Raw genomic sequence first — 21,339 nt, forward strand, 5'->3', positions numbered from 1 at the left:
CACTCACTTCAAGCCATACGAGTGAATCTGGGCCGTTGTGCTGCCAAGCGACGAATACCGGGGGTCACCAGTACTTACCGTGCTAGGGACCGATACCCTCCATGGTCGTTCACCCGGTCGGGGGAACGACTCGACGCCTACAACAAGAGGTGCGCAGATGGTGGCCCCGCCTGACAACGACGTTCTCTGGGCCCGCGGCCTGCACCACACGCACGGCGGCACCTCCGCCCTCGCCGGAGTCTCCGTCGGCGTCCGCGAAGGCGAGATCCTCGCCGTCACCGGCCCGCGCGGCAGTGGCAAGACCACCCTCCTGAAATGTCTCTCCGGCCAGCTCGTCCCGACCGAGGGCGAGGTCTGGTTCAACAGCTCCCCCGTACACACCCTGTCCTCCCCCAGCCGTGAGCGTCTGCGCCTGGACCGGTTCGGCTGGATCGACACCGAACCGCACCTCGTGCACGAGCTCACCGCCTGGGAGAACGCCGCCCTCCCCCTTCTGCTCCGCGGCACCGGCACCCGCTCCGCCAAGCACACCGCCCTCGAATGGCTCGACCGCCTCGACGTCGGCATGTGCGCCGGGCGCCGCCCCGCCAAGCTCGACCAGTCCCAGCGCCAGCGCGTCGCCATCGCCCGCGCCCTCGCGACCACCCCCCAGGTGCTGTTCGCCGACGAGCCGACCGCCCCGCTGCACCGCACCGACGGCACCCAGGTGCTGCGCACCCTGACCACCGCGGCCCGCTCGCACCACATCACCGTGGTCCTGGCGACCCACGACCCGGACGTCGCCACGCTCGCCGACCGGACGGTGGCGCTGCTCGACGGCCGCCGGTCGAGCGCCGCCCCGGACACCAGCGGCTCCTCCGATGAGGAAAGCAGGGCAGCGTGCTCGCTCTCCGTCTAGCCCGCGGCTCGCACCCCCTGGTCCTGCTGCGCCGGCTGTCCGTCGCCGCCGCCGCGGCCGGCACCGGGTTCCTGCTGCTGTCCACGGTCGGCCACGCCGCCGGCCACCCGTCCGCGGCCGAGGAGTCACTGGTGCGCCTGCTGTGGTGCGCGGCGCCGCTGGCGGCCACCGCCCAGTTCGCGGTGTCCACCGCCCGGACGGATCCCGCCGCCCGTCTGCAGCGCGGGATGGCCGCGGCCGGTCTGGGGCCGCTGCGCCTCACCCTGCTCGCCACCGCCTCCACCGCGCTGACCTGTCTGCTCGGTGTGCTCCTCGCGCTGCTGGCCTTCCTGCGGCTCCGCGGCGACCTGGGCGGCCCGGGCGGCGGCGCCTCGCTCGGCATCGACTCCGACCTGCTCGGCGCCGGCCACCCGGTGCCGCTCGGCGGCGCCCTGCTGCTGCTGGCGACGGTGCCGCTGACCGCCGCGGCCGCCACCGCCGTCGCCCTGCGGCCCCGTAACGAGAACGGCTCCCGCGAGCCCGCGGCCCGCCTGCGGACCGCGCCGCCCTCCGGTCTCCCCTGGGGCATCGCGCTGGCCGCGGCCGGCCTGGCGGTCGAGGCCTACGCCGGACCCGGCCGGCACGCCGCCGGCGGGCTGCTGCCGCTGCCCGGCCGGCTGATCGGCAGCCCGCCCGCCGTACTGGCCGGCTGGGCGCTGTCCGCCTTCGGCCTGGTGCTGGCCGGTCCCGGGCTGGTGCATCTGTGCGGCCGGCTCCTGTGCGCCGGGCGGCCGGGCGCGCTGCGTCTGCTGTCCGGGCGGGTGCTCCAGGAGGAGTCGCACCGCCTGGGCCGCCCGCTGGGTGTCCTGTGCGCGGTCGCCTCCGCCGCGTACGCCGCCGTGAAGGTCTACGAGGCCTCGCCCACCCGCCCGTTCGGGCCGCTCACCGCGGTCGGCGCGGCGGTGGTCCTCGCCTGTGTGACCGCCAGCGCGCTCACCGCCGCACTGGAATCCCGCACGGCCCGCGCCCACACCACGGCCGCCCTCCGCCGGCTGGGTGCCTCCGCCTCCGTCCTCCACCGCGCCGCGGCCCTGCGCGGCCTGGCTCTGGTGGTCGTCCTGGCGCCCCTGACGTGGACGGTCGCGGAGATGGCCACACTTCCCCTGGTGCACTGAGGGACCCGGCCACCGGGGCCGGGGACGGCTCGGGGCGGCCGGGAACGGAGCAGGTTCGCGGTCGGGCGGCGACGGCGTACGCGTGCTGCGGCCCTCGGACCGCCCCCTCGGCCCTCTGCGGCCGTCACCGCGGTCCTACGATGACGCACGTGCAGTCGAATTCACCGGCCTCCGCCGCCCGCCGTTCCCCCGCCCACGACGACCAGCGCGACCCCAGCGACCGCGAGATCGAGTCCCTGGAGGAGTTCGACCGGGTCCTCGCCTCGGGCAGCCTCGCCGGACACCGCGTCCAGTCGGTCGATCTGACGGACCGTACGTTCGCGCTGCTCAGCACGGACACCTCGGACTCCGTGTTCCTCGGCTGCGCCATGGAGGCGGCTGCCGACGCCAAGATACGTGCCGGGGGCGCGCTGGTGTTCCCGCCCGTACCGGACCTGCCGTTCGACCCCTACCGGGGCGGGCTGTACGGCCCGGACGAGCTCTTCGCGCAGCTCATCGACGCCGGTTACGACGCCACCCCGGACGCCCGCACCTACGCCTGGTTCCAGCGGACCAAGGCGGACGGCGACATCTTCGCCTCGATGCTGCGCAGCATCCACGACGACGCCGTCTCCGACGCGCTGGACGAAGACCTCGCCGGTGCCCGGGTGGTGGGCATCATGGGCGGCCACGCCCTGGAGCGCGGCTCCGCGGCCTACGCGGGCGCGGCCCGGCTCGGCCGCCGGCTGGCCCGCGGCGGCCTGACCGTGGCGACCGGCGGCGGGCCGGGCGCGATGGAGGCGGCGAACCTCGGCGCGTACGCCGCGCCCTTCGAGGACGGCATGCTCGACTCGGCGCTGGAACTCCTCGCCAAGGCACCGCACTTCGCCCCGTCGGTCACCGACTGGGCGCGGGCCGCCTTCGAGATACGGCGCAGCTGGCCGGACGGCGGCGCCTCGGTCGGCATCCCCACCTGGTTCTACGGGCACGAGCCGCCGAACGCCTTCGCCTCCCGCATCGCGAAGTACTTCGTCAACGCGGTGCGCGAGGACGGCCTGCTGGCGCGCTCGCGGGCGGGTGTGGTGTTCCTGCCGGGCGCGGCCGGGACCGTCCAGGAGGTCTTCGACCACGCGACCCCCAACTACTACGGATCGCGGGGCGAGCCGACCCCCATGGTGCTGGTGGACCGCGCGCACTGGACCGAGCACCTCCCCGCCTGGCCGCTGCTGCGGGCGCTCGCGGCCGAGCGGCCGATGGCGGCCCGGATCGCGCTGGTCGACTCGGTGGACGAGGTCCCGGACACCCTGGCCCGGCTCGGTGCCGGGGAGCCCGCCTGACCCGGCCGCGGGCGGCGTCCGTGCGCCCGCACCGGGCCCGGCACCCTTCCCGCGGGACGGCCGGACGAGTGTGTTTGCCCGCCGCAGGCAACTCCGGTCCCCGATTGCACGTCTGCCAGTCCGGCAGTGAACGGACAGCGGGGACAGCGGGCGAACGGAGCTCTTGGTGATCATCGGTCTTCTGACGGCCGTGGCGGCCTCGGCCGGCTACGGCACGGGATCGGTTCTGCAGGCGCTGGGCTCGCGCAAATCCGCCCGCCGGGAGGCCGCCAAGGCCTCCGCCGCCGGTGTCACCCAGCACGGCGGACCCAGTCTGGCGTCCACCGCGAAGGCGGCGGTGACCTGGGAGTTCATGCTGGGCACGGTGCTGGACTTCGTGGGGTTCGGGCTCGGCGCGCTGGCCGCCCGGCTGCTGCCGCTGTTCCTTTCGCAGACCGTGATCAGCGCCAACCTCGTGATCACCGCCGTGCTGAGCGTCAAGCTCCTCGGCCTGCGCCTCACCCGCGCCGAGTGGACCTCCATCGCGGTGGTCTGTTCGGCGCTGGTGCTGCTGGCCACGGCCGCCGGGCCGGAGGGCGGCGGCCACACCCCGCTCGCCGCCCACTGGTGGCTGCTCGCCGCCTCCGTCGTGCTCATCGGCGGCGGCACGGTGGTCGTGCGGCTGCTCGGCGCGCGGGCCGCGATCCTCGCGGGGCTCTTCTCCGGTCTGGGCTTCGGCGCGCTCGGTATCGGCGTGCGGGTGCTGAACGGGGTCGCCCCCTTCGACCTGCCGTCCCTGCTCGGTGACCCCGCGCTGTACGCGATTCTGGTCGCCGGTCTCGGCGGGATGTATCTGCACACCGTGGCCCTGCAGCTCGGCTCGGTGAACGGCGCCACGGCGGCGCTGGTGGTGGGCGAGACGGTGGTCCCCGGCATTCTCGGGGTGCTGTGGCTGGGCGACTCCTCCCGGCCGGGCTTCGCCTGGGTCGCCGTGCTCGGCTTCGTGGTGGCCGTGGCCGGGGCCGTCGCGGTCGCCTGGTTCGGCGAGCCCGAGCCGGGGGCGGAGGCGGACGCGGCACCGGCCGGTGAGGTGCCCGCCGGTACGGCGGCGCGCTGAGGCCACCCGGCTGCCGAGGGCCCGTACGCCCGTCCTGCGGACGCGGAGGCCGTCCGGCCCCCACGGGGTCCCGTGCGGTCAGTCCGCCGAGCCCCCGGCGTCCAGCACCACCACGTCCCGCTCGGCGAAGGCGAGGCCCACCCGCTCGCCCACCTCGGGCGCGTCCCGCAGCGTGCAGGCCGCCTCCAGCCGCGGTCCGCCGGCGGGCCGCAGCAGCAGCGAGACATGGGTGCCGCGGAACGTCCGGGACTCGACCGTGGCACGCAGGCCGTCCGGGGCGGCCGTCAGCCGGACCCCGGCCGGGCGGACGAGCAGCCGGCAGGGCCCGTCCGCGGTGCCGTCCGGGACCGGCACCGGGCCCCAGGGGGTGGCGGCCGCCCCGCCCTGCACCGTCGCTTCGACCACGTTGTCGAAGCCGAGGAAGCGGGCGACGAATTCCGTGGCGGGCCGCTGCCAGACCTCCAGCGGGGTGCCGCTCTGCGCGATCCGGCCGTCCTGCATCACCACGACCCGGTCGGCGAGCGCGAAGGCCTCGCCCTGGTCGTGGGTGACGGCGAGCACGGTCGTGCCCAACTCCCGGAAGAGTCCGCGGAGTTCGACGACCAGCCGTTCGCGCAGCCCGCGGTCGAGCTGGCCCAGCGGCTCGTCCAGCATCAGCAGCCGGGGACGGGGGGCCAGTGCGCGGGCCAGCGCGACCCGCTGCTGTTCCCCGCCGGACAGTGAGGCGACGGCCCTGCGCTGGGTGCCCGGCAGCCCCACGAGGTCCAGGAGTTCGGCGACCGTCCGCTCCCGCTCGGCGCGCGGGGCCCCCCGCATCCGCAGCCCGAAGGCGACATTGCCCTCGACATCGTGCTGCGGGAAGAGCTGGTGGTCCTGGAACATCAGGCCGACCCCACGCCGGTGCGCGGGCACCCCCCGCTGCTCGCGTCCCTCCAGCAACACCTGCCCGGCGTCGGCGTGCTGGAGACCGGCGACCACCCTCAGCAGGGTGGACTTGCCGCTGCCGCTCGGCCCCAGCACGCACACGATCTCCCGCGCGGCCACGTCCAGGTCCACCGCGTCGAGCGCGGGGGACCCGGCCGCGGTGAAGCGGACACTCACCCCGCCCAGCCGCAGCAGCTCCGGCGCCCGTGTGGTGGCGTCCCCTGCCGTCATCTAGAACTCCCCGGAGTGGTCGGCGGGACGCAGGCGCTCCAGTACCAGCAGGGCGCCGGCACACACCACCATCAAGATGGTCGACAACGCCATCGCCTGCCCGTAGTTGGTCTCCCCCGCGCGTCCCAGCAGGCGGGCCACGGCGACCGGCAGCGTCGGCCGGTCCGGCCGCGCGATGAAGACCGTCGCGCCGAACTCGCCGAGCGACACCGCGAAGGCGAAGCCCGCGGCGATCAGCAGCGCCCGCCGCACCAGCGGCAGGTCGACCTCGCGCCAGGCCCGCCAGGGCGAGGCGCCGAGCACGGCGGCGGCCTCCCGCAGCCGCGCGTCGACCGCCCGCAGGACCGGCAGCATCGTGCGGACCACGAACGGCACGCCCACCAGCGCCTGGGCGAGCGGCACCAGCCACCAGGAGGCGCGCAGATCGAGCGGCGGGGTGTCGAGGCTGATCAGGAACCCGAAGCCGACGGTCACCGCGGAGACCCCGAGCGGCAGCATCAGCAGCGCGTCGAAGCCGCGCACGAACCGGCTGATCGCAGGCGTCCGTCCGGACGGGCCGCGGCGCAGCCGGGGCAGCGTCAGTACGGCGGCCGCCAGCCCGCCCACCACCACGGCGATCACCGTGGCCGCGGCCCCGTAGGCGAGGGAGTTCCACAGGGCGTCCAGGGGGGCGACGGCGAACGTGCTGTCGGCGCTCGCGGCGGACCGCAGCGAGGTGTAGAAGACCGTTGCGTAGCCGTCCGGCCCGGCGAACGACCGCTCGACCAGCACCACCAGCGGCGCCAGCAACAGGACGGTGATCACGGCGAGCGTCCCCCACAGCAGCGCCCACTGGCCGCCGCCCCGCGGCCGGCGGGCGGTCTGCGAGGCGTCCACCAGCCGCAGCGCGGATTCCCGGCGGCGCACGGTCCAGGCGTGCAGCGCCAGCACGCCCAGGACCGCGGCGAACTGGACCAGCGTGAGCACCGCGGCGGTCGGCAGATCCAGGAAGTCCGCGGTCTGCCGGTAGATCTCCACCTCCAGCGTCGAGAAGGTGGGCCCGCCCAGGATCTGCACCACGCCGAAGGAGGTGAAGGTGAAGAGAAAGACCATCAGGGCGGCGGCCGCGACGGCCGGCCCCAGGGCGGGCAGCGTCACCCGCCGCCAGGCCGCGAGGCGCCCGGCCCCCAGTACCCGCGCCGCCTCCTCCTGCCGCGGATCGAGCTGCCCCCACAGGCCGCCGACGGTGCGCACGACCACGGCGTAGTTGAAGAAGACGTGCGCCAGCAGGATCGCCCACACCGAGGTGTCCAGGCGCACCCCCCACAGCTCGTCCAGCAGTCCGCCCCGCCCGACGAGCGCGAGGAAGGCCGTGCCGACGACGACGGTGGGCAGCACGAACGGCACCGCCACCACCGCCCGCAGCAGCTGTTTTCCGGGGAAGTCGAAGCGGGCGAAGACATAGGCGCCGGGCAGCGCGATCAGCAGCGTCAGCGCGGTCGAGGCGGCGGCCTGCCAGACGGTGAACCACAGCACGTGCGCGATGTCCGGGTCGCTCAGCACTTCGCCGAACCTGCCGAACTGCCAGTGGCCGCCGTCCTTCAGTCCGCGCCCGACGATCGCCACGACCGGATAGGCGAAGAACAGCGCGAAGAAGGCGAGCGGCAGGGCCATCAGACCGAGCCGCACCGCCGTCCCCTTCGCGGGCCCGCGGCCGCGGCTGCGGGCTACTTCAGAACGAGCGAGGACCACTGCTTGATCCACTGTTCGCGGTTGCGGGTGATGGTCTCCGGGGCCAGCGTCGCCGGCTTGCCGATGGTGGCGCCGTACTTGGTGAACACCTCCGGCACCTTGGCGTCCTTGCGGGCCGGGTGGACAAACATCTGCAGCGGCTCGTCCTCCTGGAACTGCTTGCTCAGCAGGAAGTCCAGCAGCGCCTTGCCGCCCTTCTCGTTCTTCGCGCCCTTGAGCAGACCGCCGAATTCGATCTGCCGGAAGCAGGTGCCGGTCGCGACCCCGGTCGGTGCCTGGCGGGGCGCCGGCTTCGTGCCGAGCACCTCGGCCGGCGGGCTGGAGGCGTAGGAGACCACCAGCGGCTTGTCCCCCTTGCCCTTGCTCGCCGCGGAGCCCGAGAAGCGCTGGTTGTAGGCCTGCTCCCAGCTGTCGACGACCTCGACGCCGTTGGCCTTGAGCTTCTTCCAGTAGCCCTGCCAGTTGTCCTTGCCGTAGGCGGCGACGGTGGCGAGCTGGAAGGCGAGCCCCGGCGAGGAGGTCGCCGAGTTCTCCGTGACGAGCAGCCCCTTGTACCGGGGCTTGATCAGGTCGTCGAAGGTCTTCGGCGGCGCGATCTTGTGCCGGGCGAAGTAGCCGCGGTCGTAGTTGACGCAGATGTCGCCGTAGTCGAGCGGGGTGACGCGGTGCCGGGACTTGTCCAGCTGCAGCCCGGCCGGGACGTGCCCCAGCCCCTTGGCCTCGTACGGGCTGAAGAGGCCCTCGTCCAGACCGCGCGAGAGCAGGGTGTTGTCGATGCCGAAGAAGACATCGCCCTGCGGATTGTCCTTGGACAGGATCGCCTGGTTGACGGCCTTGCCGGCGTCCCCGCCCTTGAGGACGCGGACCTTGTAGCCGCTCTGCTTCTCGAAGGCGGCCAGCACGGGCTTGGACACGCTGAACGAGTCATGGCTGACCAGCGTGACGGTTTTGGCATCCGCACCCCCCGGGGTGCCGCAGGCGGTCAGCGCGGTCGTGCCGAGGGCGGCGGCGACGGCCGCCGCGGTGATTCTGCTGGTGGTGCTCACTGGATGTCCTCCTGGCTGGCCAGGACGAGACGCTGCCCTGCCGGCAGTCCACGGCTCGTGACGTGCGAGGACGCACGGAGCGGACTGCGGGCAGGGCACAACAGCATGAGTGACGACCGAGCTTCCTACCCGGAATGACCCGGGCGAGGTTCAAGGGTCTGCGGGCACCGTAGGACTACGGCGCTTCCGCACTCTCAGCGCTGTGGCGCTCCCCTGTCGGAATGTGCATTTGTTCGATCACACAGTACCAGCGGGGCGGTCAGCGTTCCGAGGCCGCCAGCTGCCCGCAGGCCCCGTCGATCTCCTGCCCGCGGGTGTCGCGGACGGTCACCGGCACCCCGTGCGCCTCGATGGCCTGGACGAACGCCCGCTCGTCCTCGGGCCGCGACGCGGTCCACTTCGAGCCGGGCGTCGGGTTCAGCGGAATGAGGTTCACATGGACGCGCTTGCCCTTCAGCAGCCGTCCCAGCAGGTCACCGCGCCACGCCTGGTCGTTGATGTCCCGGATCAGGGCGTACTCGATCGAGATCCGCCGCCCGGACTTCTCCGCGTACTCCCACGCCGCGTCCAGCACCTCACGCACCTTCCAGCGCGTGTTGACGGGCACCAGGGTGTCGCGCAGCTCGTCATCGGGCGCGTGCAGCGACACGGCCAGCCGGCACTTGAAGCCCTCGTCGGCGAACCGCAGCATCGCCGGCACCAGCCCGACCGTCGAGACGGTGATGCCCCGCTGCGACAGCCCCAGCCCGTCGGGCTCGGGGTCGGTCAGCCGCCGGATCGACCCGACCACCCGCTTGTAGTTGGCGAGCGGCTCCCCCATCCCCATGAAGACGATGTTGGACAGGCGCGCCGGCCCGCCCGGCACCTCGCCGTCGCGCAGCGCACGCATCCCGTCGACGATCTGGTGGACGATCTCGGCGGTCGACAGATTGCGGTCCAGACCCGCCTGCCCCGTCGCACAGAACGGACAGTTCATCCCGCAGCCGGCCTGCGAGGAGATGCACATCGTGACCCGGTCCGGATACCGCATCAGCACCGACTCGACGAGCGTCCCGTCATGCAGCTTCCACAGCGTCTTGCGCGTGGTGTCGTCATCGCACGAGATGTGCCGCACGACGGTCATCAGCTCGGGCAGCAGCGCGCCCGCCAGCTTCTCCCGCGCCGCCGCCGGGATGTCGGTCCACTGCGCCGGATCATGCGCATAACGGGCAAAATAGTGCTGCGAAAGCTGCTTGGCACGAAACGGCTTCTCCCCGACCGCAGCCACCGCTTCGCGACGCTCCACAGGACTGAGATCAGCAAGGTGCCGCGGCGGCTTCTTGGCCCCGCGCGGCGCGACAAAAGTAAGTTCTCCGGGTGCAGGCATGGTGGGTCCAGTGTGGCAGATCGTCCGGGGAGGCCCAGGTGGGGAGCGGGTGAGAGGACGGTCACTCGCTGTGGCCCTCTTTCGCCGGCGGCCGGCCGCGCGCGACCCGGAGACGGCCCAGCACCTCACCCGGTGACAACGACGTAGCGGACCGGGCCCGCCGGACACCCGTCGCTCCGCACGGCCGCGTGCCGGTCATCGACTCCGCGACCGGGCCGGGCATGGTGTGCCGATTCACAGACGCCCTGCGGGATTTCCAGCTGCCGTCGACCACCCCGGGCCGCACACCTGCGGGGTCGATCTCGTGCAGGGCGAGGTGCAGCCGGCCTTCGAGCACTTCATCGAGCGGCGACGGAACGAATCCCCACCCTCTCCCTACATGCCGGGGGCGCGGAAGGGGACTTGCCGGCGGGCGGCCTCGTCGATCTCCTCGACGGTGAGGAGGGGCGTGGCCCGGGTGTGCAGGGCGCCGCTGGCCTTGACGGTGAGGCTGATGGCGGCCATGGAGACCGGGTCGGGGAGGTCGACGATGATCACGGTGTCGTTCTCACCGAAGGCGAAGTACATGGCCTCGACCTTCCCGCCGAGGGCCGTGACGACCTCGTCGACGGCAGCACGGCGCGCACTCCCGCCTCCCTTGAGCAGCCCCTTGGTGCCCTCAGACGTATAGGTGGCCTGGATCAGAAACTTCGGCATCGGGACGCTCCCTGCCCATCGCATGTCCGGTGTGCAGAGGGCCTTCCCGTTGTCCCACCGACCGCCACGCACCGAATGACCCGATTCACCCGTTAGATGCCCATGCGGTGGGGCACCTGCCGACGGCTCTGGAATTCCTGCCTTGGGTGACGTCCGCCGGCGGTGCTGCGGTGCCCTGTGGACCGCGGTTCCGCACCAGAGGCTCGACGCGGGACCCGAACCGGGGAGGTGGCCAAGCATGGTGTGCTCGAAAGCCGCCCTCCGTCGCAGGGCCACCCAGCGAGCGCGGCGAGCCTTGAACTCGTGGAGAAGTTGCTGCTCAGGCTCTTGAGGGGAGGTGCCAGAGCGGCGCCTCGTACTGCTCCGGGCGGCGGCTGAGCAGCAGTGCTCTGAGCTCCTGGCGCTGATTGCCGCCGAGTCCGAAGGCTTCGGTGAGCCGGCGGAACGTGGTGTGGGTGACACCGCGGGACCGGGCGCCGGTCTCGAACTCGTCGAGCTGGTGGAGGACGGCTTCCGGGTCGAGCTTCTGGGCGGGCCGGCTGGTCAGCCAACCGGCCCTGTCGCGCTCGTGGTCGATTTCGGAGGAGCCGCAGATCTCCCGGCTGTGCTGTTCTGCCTGGTGCAGGTTCTCCGTGGCGAGGAGGGCGCGGGCGAGCTGGTTCCGGTGGAGGGCTTCGTCGAGGTCGGCCTCGTGGACGGCGGGGCCCTCGTCGGTGAGCGGGATCGGTGGGCCGCCGTCCCGCACCTCGCACAGGCCGCGGGCGCCTCGTGCGGTGGCGGCGAGCATGGCCGTGGCCTCGGAGGGGTGCCACTCCAGTACCGAGCTCACGGGTGTGACGTGCTCGGCCGTGAGTGTCAGGGCAACGGGACCCAAGCGTTCACGCAGGGCGTCGGCGGGGAGTTCACCGTCGAGGCCGGGGCCGGCGACCAGGAGGCGTACGGGGTAGTTGAGTTCGCAGCATGCCGCGAGGGTGAGGGCGTCGGCGAGCGGGCTGCGGAGTGTGGGCTCGTCGCCCCGGGCGAGGATGTCGCCGCCCACGTCCAGGAGGTCGACCGAGTCCGGCTCCATGTGCCGTACGAGCTCTTCGAGTTGGCGGATGATGCCCTCGGTGCCGTGGCGCGGGTCGGTGAGCGCGAAGGTCTGCGGGAGTTCCGTGGCCAGCCCGGGGAGCGTGGAGCGGGCGGGAGCGATCGGGGCCGCGTCGGCGGGAACGGTCTGCACACTGCGGGTGAGGGGGCGAAGGCCGGTGAAATGGGCCGGCCCTTTGGGGCCCGGAACGGGGTCGGGCAGGAGGCGGTCCCATGCGTAGGTGAGCACCGTCGCCGGGGATTCGCCCCCGTGGAGGGCGGCATCCAGCATCGCTGCGGCAACGGCGTCGCCGCCTCCTCCTGCTGCCACGATCAGGCGGGTCACATGCGTCAGCGTACGGCCGGCGGACGGCCACGGCCACGCGGCGCGACGGGCGCCCCGGGGAGGGGAAACCGCTGGTGGGGGCCCGGCTGACCCCTCCGCGGGGACTGCGCTCACCCAGGCGGCCGGACTTCGGCCCCGGGCGGCAGGCAGTGCGGCCCCCGCCGGGGCGGGGGCCGCGAGGCGTCAGACGAGCCTCCGGGACCGGGCGGACCGGCCCGCTTCGTGACGGCTGATCCCCGTGCGCATCACGGCGAGGACCTGATCGAGGTCGTCGCCCTGACGGGGATCGTCGGCCATCCGGTTGCGGCGGCGGACGCCACAGCCGGTGCAGCGGTGGACGATCATGTAGCCCTTGGTGGAGTGGTGGTCGACGGCCTCCGGGCGCATCAGGGCCCGGCAGTCGCCGGCACGGTCTCCGGGGCTGACGTCCACGTGCCGTGAGTGCAGGCACCGCGGGCAGTGGTTGCGGTAGCTCCCGTTGACCAGGGGCGCGACCTCCGTGCCGCAGTTGCTGCAGGTGAAACCGGTGTTCTCGGTGGTTCTGCTGATGGTGCTGCTCCTCGGCGAGTCGAAGGGATCTTCAACTCGGAGGCGCAGGGTTCCGTTGGCTCTCCCCCTGGGCAGGGGTCTCAGGCTCGGCTGGTGAGGGACGCGGTTCACCGCCCGCTTCTCGGGCGGGCGATTACTTCCGGCTCCAGCTTCATCAGGGCGTGCTCGCATCCCTGAATCCGGACCACGACCGGGTTTGTCGGTTTGTCCCGGTCACTGTCACGCGGGCCTCCCCACGTGCCGCCGGTAGGTGTCGGTCCAGCCTCACTGACGTCGGCGCCGTCCCCCGTCAGGCAGCACCTGCAGCGGCATAGCGCTTCTTGATCACGCCACCTCCTTGTCCGTGTCATGGGGGTGCCGAAGGCCGCCGGAGCGGCTTCGGAGAGTGATGTCCACTTTATGCCGTGGTGCCCCGAGTCCGGTATTACTTTTTCCTGCGCGCAGGCCGGCCACCCGGCACCCCGCGCCTCCGCCCGGCCGTCGGTCGAATCGAATCGAATCGACCGAGCCCCGCCCTCATGCCGCGGCCCAGCAGAGATACGAGGAGGGCCCCCGCTTGATGCAGGAGCCCCTCACGGCCATCGCCGGGCGCCCGTCCGCCCCGCGCCGGCGCACAGCAAAGCGGGGGCGGAGCCGCAAACCCGGCCCCGCCCCCGCCACACCGTCCCTGCCGTCAGCCGGACCCCACGAAGATCACGAACAGCAGCCAGACCACGGGCGCGGTCGGCAGCAGGGAGTCGAGACGGTCCATGATGCCGCCGTGACCGGGCAGCAAGGTGCCCATGTCCTTGATGCCGAGGTCCCGCTTGATCATGGATTCGCCGAGGTCGCCGAGGGTCGCGCTGGCCGCGACCGCGAGGCCGAGCAGCAGGCCCTGCCACCAGGCACCGTGCTCGATCAGGAACTCCATGCACAGCGCGCCGGCCACCATGGCGAAGAGCACCGCACCGACCAGGCCCTCGCGGGTCTTACCGGGGCTGATGCGCGGGGCGAGCTTGTGCTTGCCGAAGCGCCAGCCGACCGCGTACGCACCGGTGTCGCTCACGACCGTCAACAGCAGGAAGGTCAGCACCCGCTGCGGCCCGTCGGCCCCGGCCGCGAGCATCAGCGCCACGAACGTCGCGAGGAACGGCACGTAGAACGCGGCGAAGACCCCGGCGGTGACGTCCCGCAGATAGTTCTCGGGTGCCTCGGTCATCCGCCAGACGAGGACGGCGAGCGCGGTGAGCGCCATCGCCACCCAGGCGCCTTCTGCACCGCGGACGTACCCGGCGACCACCATGGCGGTGCCGCCGACCGCGAGCGGCACCAGCGGCACCTTGATGTCCTTGCGCTCGGCCAGCCGCGAGGTCAGCTCCCACAGGCCCACGACCACGGCGATCGCTATCACGCCGATGAAGACGGGCTTGTAGACGAAGAGCGACGCAACGATGATCACGCCGAGGCCGACGCCGACCCCTATCGCGGCACGGAGGTTGCGGCCCGCGCTCTTCTTCTTCGGCTTCTCTGGGTCCGGCGAGCTGTCGGACCCGGAACGAGAGGTGGGCATGGGCTCCTGCGGCTTTTCGTCGCGGAACAGGGGGCCGCTCAGGCGAGCAGCCCCCCGGTCGTCCAGGTGATCCCGGTTTTCCCGGATATCCCGATGTTCCCGGTCGTCGTCCTGGTGTCCGCCTGGCCCGGGCACGAGGGGCATGGGCCGAGTCTGCGCCGCGTCGCCCCAGTCGTACACGGGACCCGCCGGGACGGGGGGCGCCACCCCGCGAAGCGAGGAGGCCGGTCCGTGGTCGGGCGGCCCCCATTGACCGGCGCCGGGCGGGGCCCCCCAGGAAGACTCGTTCATCAGACCTCGAGGAGCTCGGATTCCTTGTGCTTGAGGAGCTCGTCCACCTGCGCGACGTACTTCGCGGTGGTGTCGTCGAGCTCCTTCTCGGCGCGGCGCACCTCGTCCTCGCCGGACTCCTTGTCCTTGACGAGCTTGTCGAGGGTTTCCTTGGCCTTGCGGCGGACGCTGCGGATCGAGATCTTCGCGTCCTCGCCCTTGTTCTTGGCGACCTTGATGAACTCCTTGCGGCGCTCCTCGGTCAGCTCCGGGAAGGTCACCCGGATGATGTTGCCGTCGTTGCTCGGGTTGACGCCGAGGTCGGAGTCGCGGATCGCCTGCTCGATGTTGCGCAGCGCGCTCTTGTCGAACGGGGTCACCACGGCCATCCGCGGCTCGGGCACCGAGAACGACGCCAGCTGGTTGATCGGCGTCATGGCGCCGTAGTAGTCAGCCACGATCTTGTTGAACATCGCCGGGTGCGCACGCCCGGTGCGAATCGCGGCGAAGTCCTCCTTGGCGACCACGACGGCCTTCTCCATCTTCTCCTCGGCCTCGAGGAGGATCTCTTCGATCACCACTTGCTCCTGGTCTTTTCGGTAAGAAGCAGAGCCTCGCCCCTGCCGCACGTCTTCTCCTGCACGGTGTCCGACCGGCAGGCCGTTGTCCATCCCCGTACCGGGGTCTGCCCCCGGTACGGAGGTTGCCGCCCGTACAGGCCGATGCCCGTACGGAACCACGGCAGTTGGGGCCGTCAGGCCCGGGTGCCCTGATCGCTGACGAGCGTGCCGATCTTCTCACCCTTCACCGCACGCGCGATGTTGCCCTCGGCGAGCAGTTCGAACACGAGGATCGGGAGCTTGTTGTCCCGGCACAGGGTGATGGCGGTGGCGTCGGCGATCTTCAGATCGCGGGTGATGACCTCGCCGTATTCGAGCGCGTCGAACTTGACCGCGTCCGGGTTCTTCTTGGGGTCGGAGTCGTAGACCCCGTCCACGCCGTTCTTGCCCATCAGCATGGCCTCGGCGTCGATCTCCAGGGCACGCTGGGCGGCGGTGGTGTCCGTGGAGAAGTACGGCATGCCCATGCCGGCGCCGAAGATGACGACCCGGCCCTTCTCCAGATGGCGCACCGCGCGCAGCGGGATGTACGGCTCGGCGACCTGGCCCATGGTGATGGCCGTCTGGACGCGGGAGTCGATGCCTTCCTTCTCCAGGAAGTCCTGGAGTGCCAGACAGTTCATGACGGTGCCGAGCATGCCCATGTAGTCGGAGCGTGCCCGGTCCATACCGCGCTGCTGCAGTTCCGCGCCGCGGAAGAAGTTGCCGCCGCCGATCACGACGGCGATCTCGTAGCCGTCGCGCACCACGGCGGCGATCTCGCGGGCCATCGCGTGCACGACATCGGGGTCGACGCCCAGTCCGCCGCCGCCGGCGAACGCTTCGCCCGACAGCTTCAGCAGGAAGCGTTGCCTGCCGCCGTGACCGGCATGGTCTGTGTGCGCGCCGTCGGCACCGTGAATCATTGAGCTCTCCTCGTGCACATACGAAGAAGGCCATTGCCGTGGGTCTGGTCCAGATCCCTCTGCGGCAATGGCCTCCTCGTCACATCTGCGGCCGGCCGTTGAGCGGCCGACTGCGTACGACCCTAGCGGGGTCGCAGGTCATTCGCTGCCTTCGCGACAGGCTCAGGCGCCGACGCGGATGCGCGCGAAGCGCTTCAGCGTGACACCGGCCTCGTCCAGAACCTTCTGGACGGTCTTCTTGTTGTCCTTGGCGAACGGCTGCGCGAGCAGCGTGTTCTCCTTGAAGAAGCCGTTGACGCGACCCTCGACGATCTTCGGGAGGGCGGCCTCGGGCTTGCCCTCCTCCTTCGCGGTGGCCTCGGCGACACGACGCTCGTTCTCGACCACATCGGCCGGAATGTCGTCCTTGGAGAGGAACTTCGGCGCGAACGCGGCGATGTGCTGCGCGATGTCCTTGGCGACCTCGGCGTTCTCCTTGTCCAGCTCGACCAGGACGCCGACCTGCGGCGGGAGGTCGGGCATGGTGCGGTGCATGTACGCCGCGACGAAACCGTCGGAGAACTGGGCGAAGCGGTCCAGGACGATCTTCTCGCCGAGGTTGGCGTTGGCCTCGTCCACGTACGCCTGGACGGTCTTGCCGGCCTCGATCTCAGAGGCGAGCAGGCTCTCCAGGTCGGCGGGCTTGGTGGCGGCGACGTGCGCGACGAGCGCGTTGGCGACGGCCTGGAACTTGTCACCCTTGGCGACGAAGTCCGTCTCGCACTTCAGCTCGAGCAGCACGCCGGCGGACTCGTCGTCGGCGATCAGGGAGACGACGGCACCGTTCTCGGCCGTGCGGCTCTCGCGCTTGGCGACGCCCTTCTGGCCCTTGACGCGCACGATCTCCACGGCCTTGTCGACGTTGCCGTCGGCCTCGTCCAGGGCCTTCTTGCAGTCCATCATGCCGGCGCCGGTGAGCTCGCGGAGCTTCTTGACGTCAGCGGCGGTGTAGTTCGCCATGGTCTGTGAATCTCTTCTCGAAATCTCGAAGTCGAAAGATCTACGGGTGGACGGCGGGGGCGGCGCCTGTAGCGCCCTCCCCCGCCGTCATCAGCCGGTTACTGCGGGTCAGGCCTGCTCGGCCGGCTTCTCGGCGTCGGCCGGCTTCTCGGCCTCGGCGTCGGCCGGCTTGTCAGCCTCGGCCTCGGCGGCGGGGGCCTCGGCGACCGGGGCCTCGGCGGGCTTCTCCTCGGCCTTGGGGGCCTCGTCGTCAGCCTTCTTCTCGCCCTCGAGCAGGTCGCGCTCCCACTCGGCCAGCGGCTCGGCGGCAGCGGCCTTCTCGCCGGGCTTCTGGTCGCCGGTGGCGGCACCGGAGCGGGCGATGAGGCCCTCGGCGACGGCGTCGGCAATCACGCGGGTGAGCAGGGTGACGGAGCGGATCGCGTCGTCGTTGCCCGGGATCTTGTAGTCGACCTCGTCCGGGTCGCAGTTGGTGTCGAGGATCGCGACGACCGGGATGTTGAGCTTGCGCGCCTCGCCGACGGCGATGTGCTCCTTCTTGGTGTCCACGATCCAGACGGCGCTGGGCACCTTCTGCATCTCGCGGATACCGCCGAGGGTCTTCTCCAGCTTGGCCTTCTCGCGGGAGAGGACCAGGAGCTCCTTCTTGGTGAGGCCGGAGGCGGCCACATCCTCGAAGTCGATCTGCTCGAGCTCCTTCAGGCGCTGCAGGCGCTTGTAGACGGTCGAGAAGTTGGTCAGCATGCCGCCGAGCCAGCGCTGGTTCACGTAGGGCATGCCCACGCGGGTCGCCTGCTCGGCAATGGCCTCCTGGGCCTGCTTCTTCGTGCCGACGAACATGACCGAGCCGCCGTGGGCGACGGTCTCCTTGACGAACTCGTAGGCGCGGTCGATGTACGACAGCGACTGGAGCAGGTCGATGATGTAGATGCCGTTGCGCTCGGTGAAGATGAAGCGCTTCATCTTCGGGTTCCAGCGGCGGGTCTGGTGCCCGAAGTGGACGCCGCTCTCCAGCAGCTCCCGCATCGTGACGACGGCCATGGCCGTACTCCTTGTTGCTCTCGGTTTCACTGCGGCCGGGCGGCCGCGGTGCCTGACGCCCCGACGCGCCTGCCGGGAAGGCACCTTGCGGAGCCGTCCGAGGACCGAGGAGCGCGGCCGTCGTGCTGCCCGAACGGGACTGGTGCACTGACGGCGGGGCGTGCGAAGTCGACCCGGTGACCCGGATCGCCACCAGAAGTGTACGGGACGGGCGATGCACCGGGCGACACGCATCTTTTCGAGCCCCGACCGGGTGACACCGTTGTCCACAACCGCCCGCCCCTCCACAGCTCCGGACCAAGATCCCCACGCCTCGGCGCCCTGCGCCACCGTCGAACCATGCGACGACACACCCAACGGAATCCACTGCCCCGATTCGGGGCAGCCAGCAGCCTTTCTGCCTTGGGCGGCTTCGCCCCGGGGGTCCGGGCGCGGGGGTCCTGGGGGCCGGGCTCCCTGCCTCCGGCCCTACCCGAGCAGCCGGGCACTCACGGCCCGAGCTGCTTCTTCCCGGCCCGCGCCGTGGAGATGCTGCTGGCCCCTGCCGCGGCTGCGGTACTAGCCGTCCTGGGGCCGGGTCTCACGAATGCTGCCGCCACACCGCTGGTGGGCACGGCGCTGGAACGCGGGGCGCCATCAGTGGCTGGGCGGATCATCGGCGGCGCCAAGACGTCCGCCGATCCCCGCGCCGAGACCTCTGCCGAGGAGCGGGCCTGGCCTGTGACGGGACCGGCGGGGATCCGGCCCACCGTGCTGCGCGGCTGGGACCCCCCTCCATCTCCCTGGGCGGCCGGGCACCGTGGCGTTGACCTGGCCTCATCCACCGGTGCGGAGGTGCGGGCCGCAGCGCCTGGCCGGGTGGCGTACGCGGGGACGGTGGCCGGCCGTGGCGTCCTGACCATCGAGGTGTCCCACTCGGGCCGCCCACCCTTACGCACCACCTACGAACCGGTGGACCCCACGACCCGGAAGGGGCAGCACGTCACGGCTGGCCAGAAGGTCGCCGTGCTGCAACGCGGCCCGTTCCACTGCCGGGCACCGTGCCTCCACTGGGGCCTACGGCGCGGCAAGACCTACCTGAACCCGCTGTCGCTTCTCCCCCGGAGCATGCTCCTGGGCGGCCCCTCACGCCTGCTGCCGATCTTCGGGGTCCCCGTACCCGAGGACGACGGCACGAACCCCGAACCTCCGGAACCACGCGAACCAGCAGCTCACGCCCGGAGCGCGGCACCGACCACAGCCGCCCTCCTGGGCACCCTCGGGCTCGCGGCCGCCGCACTCTGGGCACTTGGACGGCTCCCTTCGACACGGTCAGCGAGCAGGGGCGGCAGGGGTAGGGGTAGGGGGCGTGCGGGCGTGGGGCAGGCGCCGGTAACGGGGACGGTGGGGGCAGGCGGGCGCAGACACCCGTAGTGGGGAGGACGGCCGAGGGACGTGGCCTCGGGGCCGGGCGTCGGATCACCGAGCGGGGCGCCACCGGGCTGACCAGGCGACCGAGCGGTGGGGTCTCCGGCCGGTGAGGCCGTCACAGCGGGGCCAGAGGCGGGTGGGGCCGGCCACCGCGGTCGAGCCGCTGCCTGGTGAACCCACCGTGGTGGACCCGCTGCGGGGTGGCCCTCAGTGAGTCCACCACGGTGAGACCACAGACCAGCCAGGTCAGGGGCCGACGAGGCAACACACCCGTCACGTCGGGCGGACTGCGGACTGCGTGCTGCGGACTGCGTGCTGCCCGTTGCCCGTGGCCGGGCACACGAGTGGGGGTCGGGAGAGGTGGGGCGGGGGGGGGGGGGGGGGGGGGGGGCGGGGGGGGGGGGGGGAGGCCCCAGGTCAGCCGCGGACCCCCCGGAGGACCATCGCCACCGCCGCCTCCGTGATCTCCCCCGGGTCCTCCGCGGCACCGAGTTCGATACGGCGGACCGCGGCATCGACGATGCCTTGGAGGAGCATCGCCGCGAGTCGGGGCTGTTCGTGGCCTAGGGCGGCGAGCGCTTCGACGATCATGGCGATGAGGCCGCCGTGTGCCGCGCGGATCTTCTCGCGGGCACCGGCGTCCAGCTCGCCGGCCGAAATGGCGACGACGGCGCGGTGGCGGCGGTCGCCGACCAGCGCGAGTTGCCGGCGCACATACGCCTCGATCTTCGCCTCGGGCGTGTCGGCCCGCTCCATCGCCGCTTCTACCTCGGCGGCCCATACCGGGAAGTCGACGGCGCACAGCTCCTCGACCACGGCGGCGCGCGAACGGAAGTACTCGTACACGGAGGAGCGCGCGAGGCCCGTGCGCTCGGCGAGGGCGGGGAAGGTCAGTGCTTCCGTTCCGCCTTCGGACAGCAGGGTGCGGGCGGCGTCCAGAAGGGCGCCGCGCTGCATCGTCCGGTGCTCGGCCACGGAGGCCGCTCGAATCCTTGGCACGCCACCACTCTACGGATGGCGCACCGGCCGCGGCACTCCGTATGGCGACATGGCGTGGGAAGGCCCGGCGCGGGCGACGTGATCAGCGTCCGACGTCGGCGAGTTTCGCCCGTAGTTGGAGGACGGATTTGGTGTGGATCTGGCTGACCCTGCTCTCGGTGACGCCGAGGACGTTGCCGATCTCGGCAAGCGTGAGGCCTTCGTAGTAGTAGAGCGTGACCACGGTCTTCTCGCGCTCGGGGAGGGTGTTGATGGCACGCGCGAGCAGCCGCCGCAGCTCGCGGTCCTCGGCGATCTCCACGGGGTTCTCAGCGGCCGTGTCCTCGAGGGTGTCCATCAGGCTCAGCCGTTCGCCCCCCTCGCCGCCGACGTGCAGCAGTTCCTCCAGGGCGACCACGTTCGCCAGCGACAGCTGGCTGAAGACGCTGTGGAGTTCCTCCAGCCCGATGCCCATCTCCGCGGCGACCTCCGCCTCGGAGGGGGTGCGGCGCAGTTGCGCTTCGAGGGTGGCGTAGGCCCGTTCGACAGCGCGGGCCTTCTGCCGTACGGAGCGTGGGATCCAGTCGAGTGCGCGCAGTTCGTCGATCATGGCGCCACGGATGCGGGTGATGGCGTAGGTCTCGAATTTGATGGAGCGTTCGGGTTCGAATTTCTCGATGGCGTCGATCAGTCCGAAGACTCCGGAGGACACGAAGTCGGCCTGTTCGACGTTGGGAGGCAGGCCGACGCTGACACGGCCGGCGACGTATTTGACCAGTGGCGAGTAGTGCAGGATCAGCTGTTCCCGCAGCCGCCCATCGCCTGACGCCTTGTAGGAGCGCCACAACTCATCGAGCGAGGTGGGCGGAGCGGGGCGCACGCTGCCGCGTGCGGCGGGTGGTACCGCCGCACGGTCAGACCCGGAGGTGTGCTGGGGCATTCGTCGCCTTGAGCCGTTCTGCCGAGACGCGGGTGGATGGATGCATGTGGGTTGAATTTGCCTGTGAGCGTAGCGTGACCGCAGCGTTGCGGTGTGCGATGACGGCAGGTTCAGGGGGCGCAGATACGTTCCGCTGCCCGCACCCCGGGGTTACCTCGTACGGCGTGGCGACATCCGGACAAGGGGCCGGTCGCGGCCCTGCAGCG

The 21,339-nt window shown here is 71.7% G+C and carries 19 protein-coding genes; 5 read left to right on the top strand and 14 right to left on the bottom strand.

What is annotated here, in order from left to right; translation table 11 throughout:
- Nucleotides 1-157 precede the first annotated feature (157 nt).
- The 4 genes from OIU81_RS09745 (at nucleotide 158) to OIU81_RS09760 (ending at nucleotide 4,464) form a co-directional block, all read left to right on the top strand.
- Nucleotides 158-898 carry an ABC transporter ATP-binding protein gene (locus OIU81_RS09745; protein WP_329145893.1) on the top strand — a complete coding sequence of 247 codons (741 nt, stop codon included), beginning with the start codon at nucleotides 158-160 and terminating at the stop codon, nucleotides 896-898.
- Nucleotides 880-2,052, top strand: coding sequence for a hypothetical protein (locus OIU81_RS09750; RefSeq protein WP_329145895.1), 1,173 nt, complete (start codon nucleotides 880-882; stop codon nucleotides 2,050-2,052). The genes OIU81_RS09745 and OIU81_RS09750 overlap by 19 nt, the downstream gene beginning before the upstream one ends.
- Before the next feature lie 140 nt (nucleotides 2,053-2,192).
- The gene (locus OIU81_RS09755; protein ID WP_443073955.1) at nucleotides 2,193-3,368 is read left to right on the top strand and encodes an LOG family protein; all 1,176 of its coding nucleotides are present in this window, start codon (nucleotides 2,193-2,195) and stop codon (nucleotides 3,366-3,368) included.
- 166 nt (nucleotides 3,369-3,534) lie between these two features.
- Nucleotides 3,535-4,464, top strand: coding sequence for a hypothetical protein (locus OIU81_RS09760; protein ID WP_329145899.1), 930 nt, complete (start codon nucleotides 3,535-3,537; stop codon nucleotides 4,462-4,464).
- Between the two features lie 78 nt (nucleotides 4,465-4,542).
- On the opposite strand, the gene OIU81_RS09765 is transcribed toward OIU81_RS09760, so the two are convergent.
- The 12 genes from OIU81_RS09765 to rpsB all read right to left on the bottom strand — a co-directional run bounded on the left by OIU81_RS09765 (nucleotide 4,543) and on the right by rpsB (nucleotide 17,805).
- Nucleotides 4,543-5,619: an ABC transporter ATP-binding protein gene (locus OIU81_RS09765; RefSeq protein WP_329145901.1), complete on the bottom strand. Its 1,077-nt coding sequence runs from the start codon at nucleotides 5,617-5,619 to the stop codon at nucleotides 4,543-4,545.
- The gene (locus OIU81_RS09770; RefSeq protein WP_443073956.1) at nucleotides 5,620-7,350 is read right to left on the bottom strand and encodes an ABC transporter permease; all 1,731 of its coding nucleotides are present in this window, start codon (nucleotides 7,348-7,350) and stop codon (nucleotides 5,620-5,622) included.
- Complete coding sequence (locus OIU81_RS09775; RefSeq protein ID WP_329145903.1) at nucleotides 7,326-8,396, bottom strand: thiamine ABC transporter substrate-binding protein; 1,071 nt, start codon at nucleotides 8,394-8,396, stop codon at nucleotides 7,326-7,328. Before OIU81_RS09775 ends, OIU81_RS09770 begins: the two co-directional genes overlap by 25 nt.
- Nucleotides 8,397-8,655: 259 nt before the next feature.
- The gene (gene rlmN / locus OIU81_RS09780) at nucleotides 8,656-9,762 is read right to left on the bottom strand and encodes a 23S rRNA (adenine(2503)-C(2))-methyltransferase RlmN (RefSeq protein ID WP_329145905.1); all 1,107 of its coding nucleotides are present in this window, start codon (nucleotides 9,760-9,762) and stop codon (nucleotides 8,656-8,658) included.
- A 375-nt stretch (nucleotides 9,763-10,137) separates the two neighbouring features.
- A complete protein-coding gene (locus OIU81_RS09785) occupies nucleotides 10,138-10,458 on the bottom strand; it encodes a GYD domain-containing protein (protein ID WP_329145907.1) in 321 nt (106 codons plus the stop codon).
- Between the two features lie 319 nt (nucleotides 10,459-10,777).
- Nucleotides 10,778-11,872 (bottom strand): DUF1152 domain-containing protein, encoded by a 1,095-nt coding sequence (locus OIU81_RS09790; RefSeq protein WP_443073957.1) that lies wholly within the window; start codon nucleotides 11,870-11,872, stop codon nucleotides 10,778-10,780.
- Nucleotides 11,873-12,055: 183 nt separating this feature from the next.
- The gene (locus OIU81_RS09795) at nucleotides 12,056-12,592 is read right to left on the bottom strand and encodes an RNHCP domain-containing protein (protein WP_329145909.1); all 537 of its coding nucleotides are present in this window, start codon (nucleotides 12,590-12,592) and stop codon (nucleotides 12,056-12,058) included.
- Between the two features lie 502 nt (nucleotides 12,593-13,094).
- Nucleotides 13,095-14,261 (bottom strand): phosphatidate cytidylyltransferase, encoded by a 1,167-nt coding sequence (locus tag OIU81_RS09800; RefSeq protein WP_329145911.1) that lies wholly within the window; start codon nucleotides 14,259-14,261, stop codon nucleotides 13,095-13,097.
- Complete coding sequence (gene frr / locus OIU81_RS09805; protein WP_006602824.1) at nucleotides 14,261-14,818, bottom strand: ribosome recycling factor; 558 nt, start codon at nucleotides 14,816-14,818, stop codon at nucleotides 14,261-14,263. Before frr ends, OIU81_RS09800 begins: the two co-directional genes overlap by 1 nt.
- A 176-nt stretch (nucleotides 14,819-14,994) precedes the next feature.
- Nucleotides 14,995-15,765, bottom strand: a complete 771-nt coding sequence (pyrH, locus tag OIU81_RS09810; RefSeq protein WP_329145914.1) for a UMP kinase — start codon at nucleotides 15,763-15,765, stop codon at nucleotides 14,995-14,997.
- Nucleotides 15,766-15,927: 162 nt separating this feature from the next.
- Entirely contained in the window at nucleotides 15,928-16,764 is an 837-nt protein-coding gene (gene tsf, locus OIU81_RS09815; RefSeq protein WP_329145916.1) for a translation elongation factor Ts, read from the bottom strand.
- A 108-nt stretch (nucleotides 16,765-16,872) separates the two neighbouring features.
- Entirely contained in the window at nucleotides 16,873-17,805 is a 933-nt protein-coding gene (rpsB, locus tag OIU81_RS09820) for a 30S ribosomal protein S2 (RefSeq protein ID WP_329145918.1), read from the bottom strand.
- Nucleotides 17,806-18,333: 528 nt separating this feature from the next.
- On the opposite strand from rpsB, the gene OIU81_RS09825 reads away from it, so the two are divergent.
- Nucleotides 18,334-19,218, top strand: a complete 885-nt coding sequence (locus tag OIU81_RS09825) for a murein hydrolase activator EnvC family protein (protein WP_329145920.1) — start codon at nucleotides 18,334-18,336, stop codon at nucleotides 19,216-19,218.
- A 414-nt stretch (nucleotides 19,219-19,632) separates the two neighbouring features.
- On the opposite strand, the gene OIU81_RS09830 is transcribed toward OIU81_RS09825, so the two are convergent.
- A complete protein-coding gene (locus OIU81_RS09830) occupies nucleotides 19,633-20,172 on the bottom strand; it encodes a TetR/AcrR family transcriptional regulator (protein ID WP_329155000.1) in 540 nt (179 codons plus the stop codon).
- A gap of 124 nt (nucleotides 20,173-20,296) precedes the next feature.
- Nucleotides 20,297-21,133 (bottom strand): RNA polymerase sigma factor WhiG, encoded by an 837-nt coding sequence (gene whiG / locus OIU81_RS09835; protein WP_329145922.1) that lies wholly within the window; start codon nucleotides 21,131-21,133, stop codon nucleotides 20,297-20,299.
- Nucleotides 21,134-21,339: the final 206 nt, after the last annotated feature.

The sequence above is a fragment of the Streptomyces sp. NBC_01454 genome (assembly GCF_036227565.1).
In the GTDB taxonomy this organism is placed as follows: domain Bacteria; phylum Actinomycetota; class Actinomycetes; order Streptomycetales; family Streptomycetaceae; genus Streptomyces.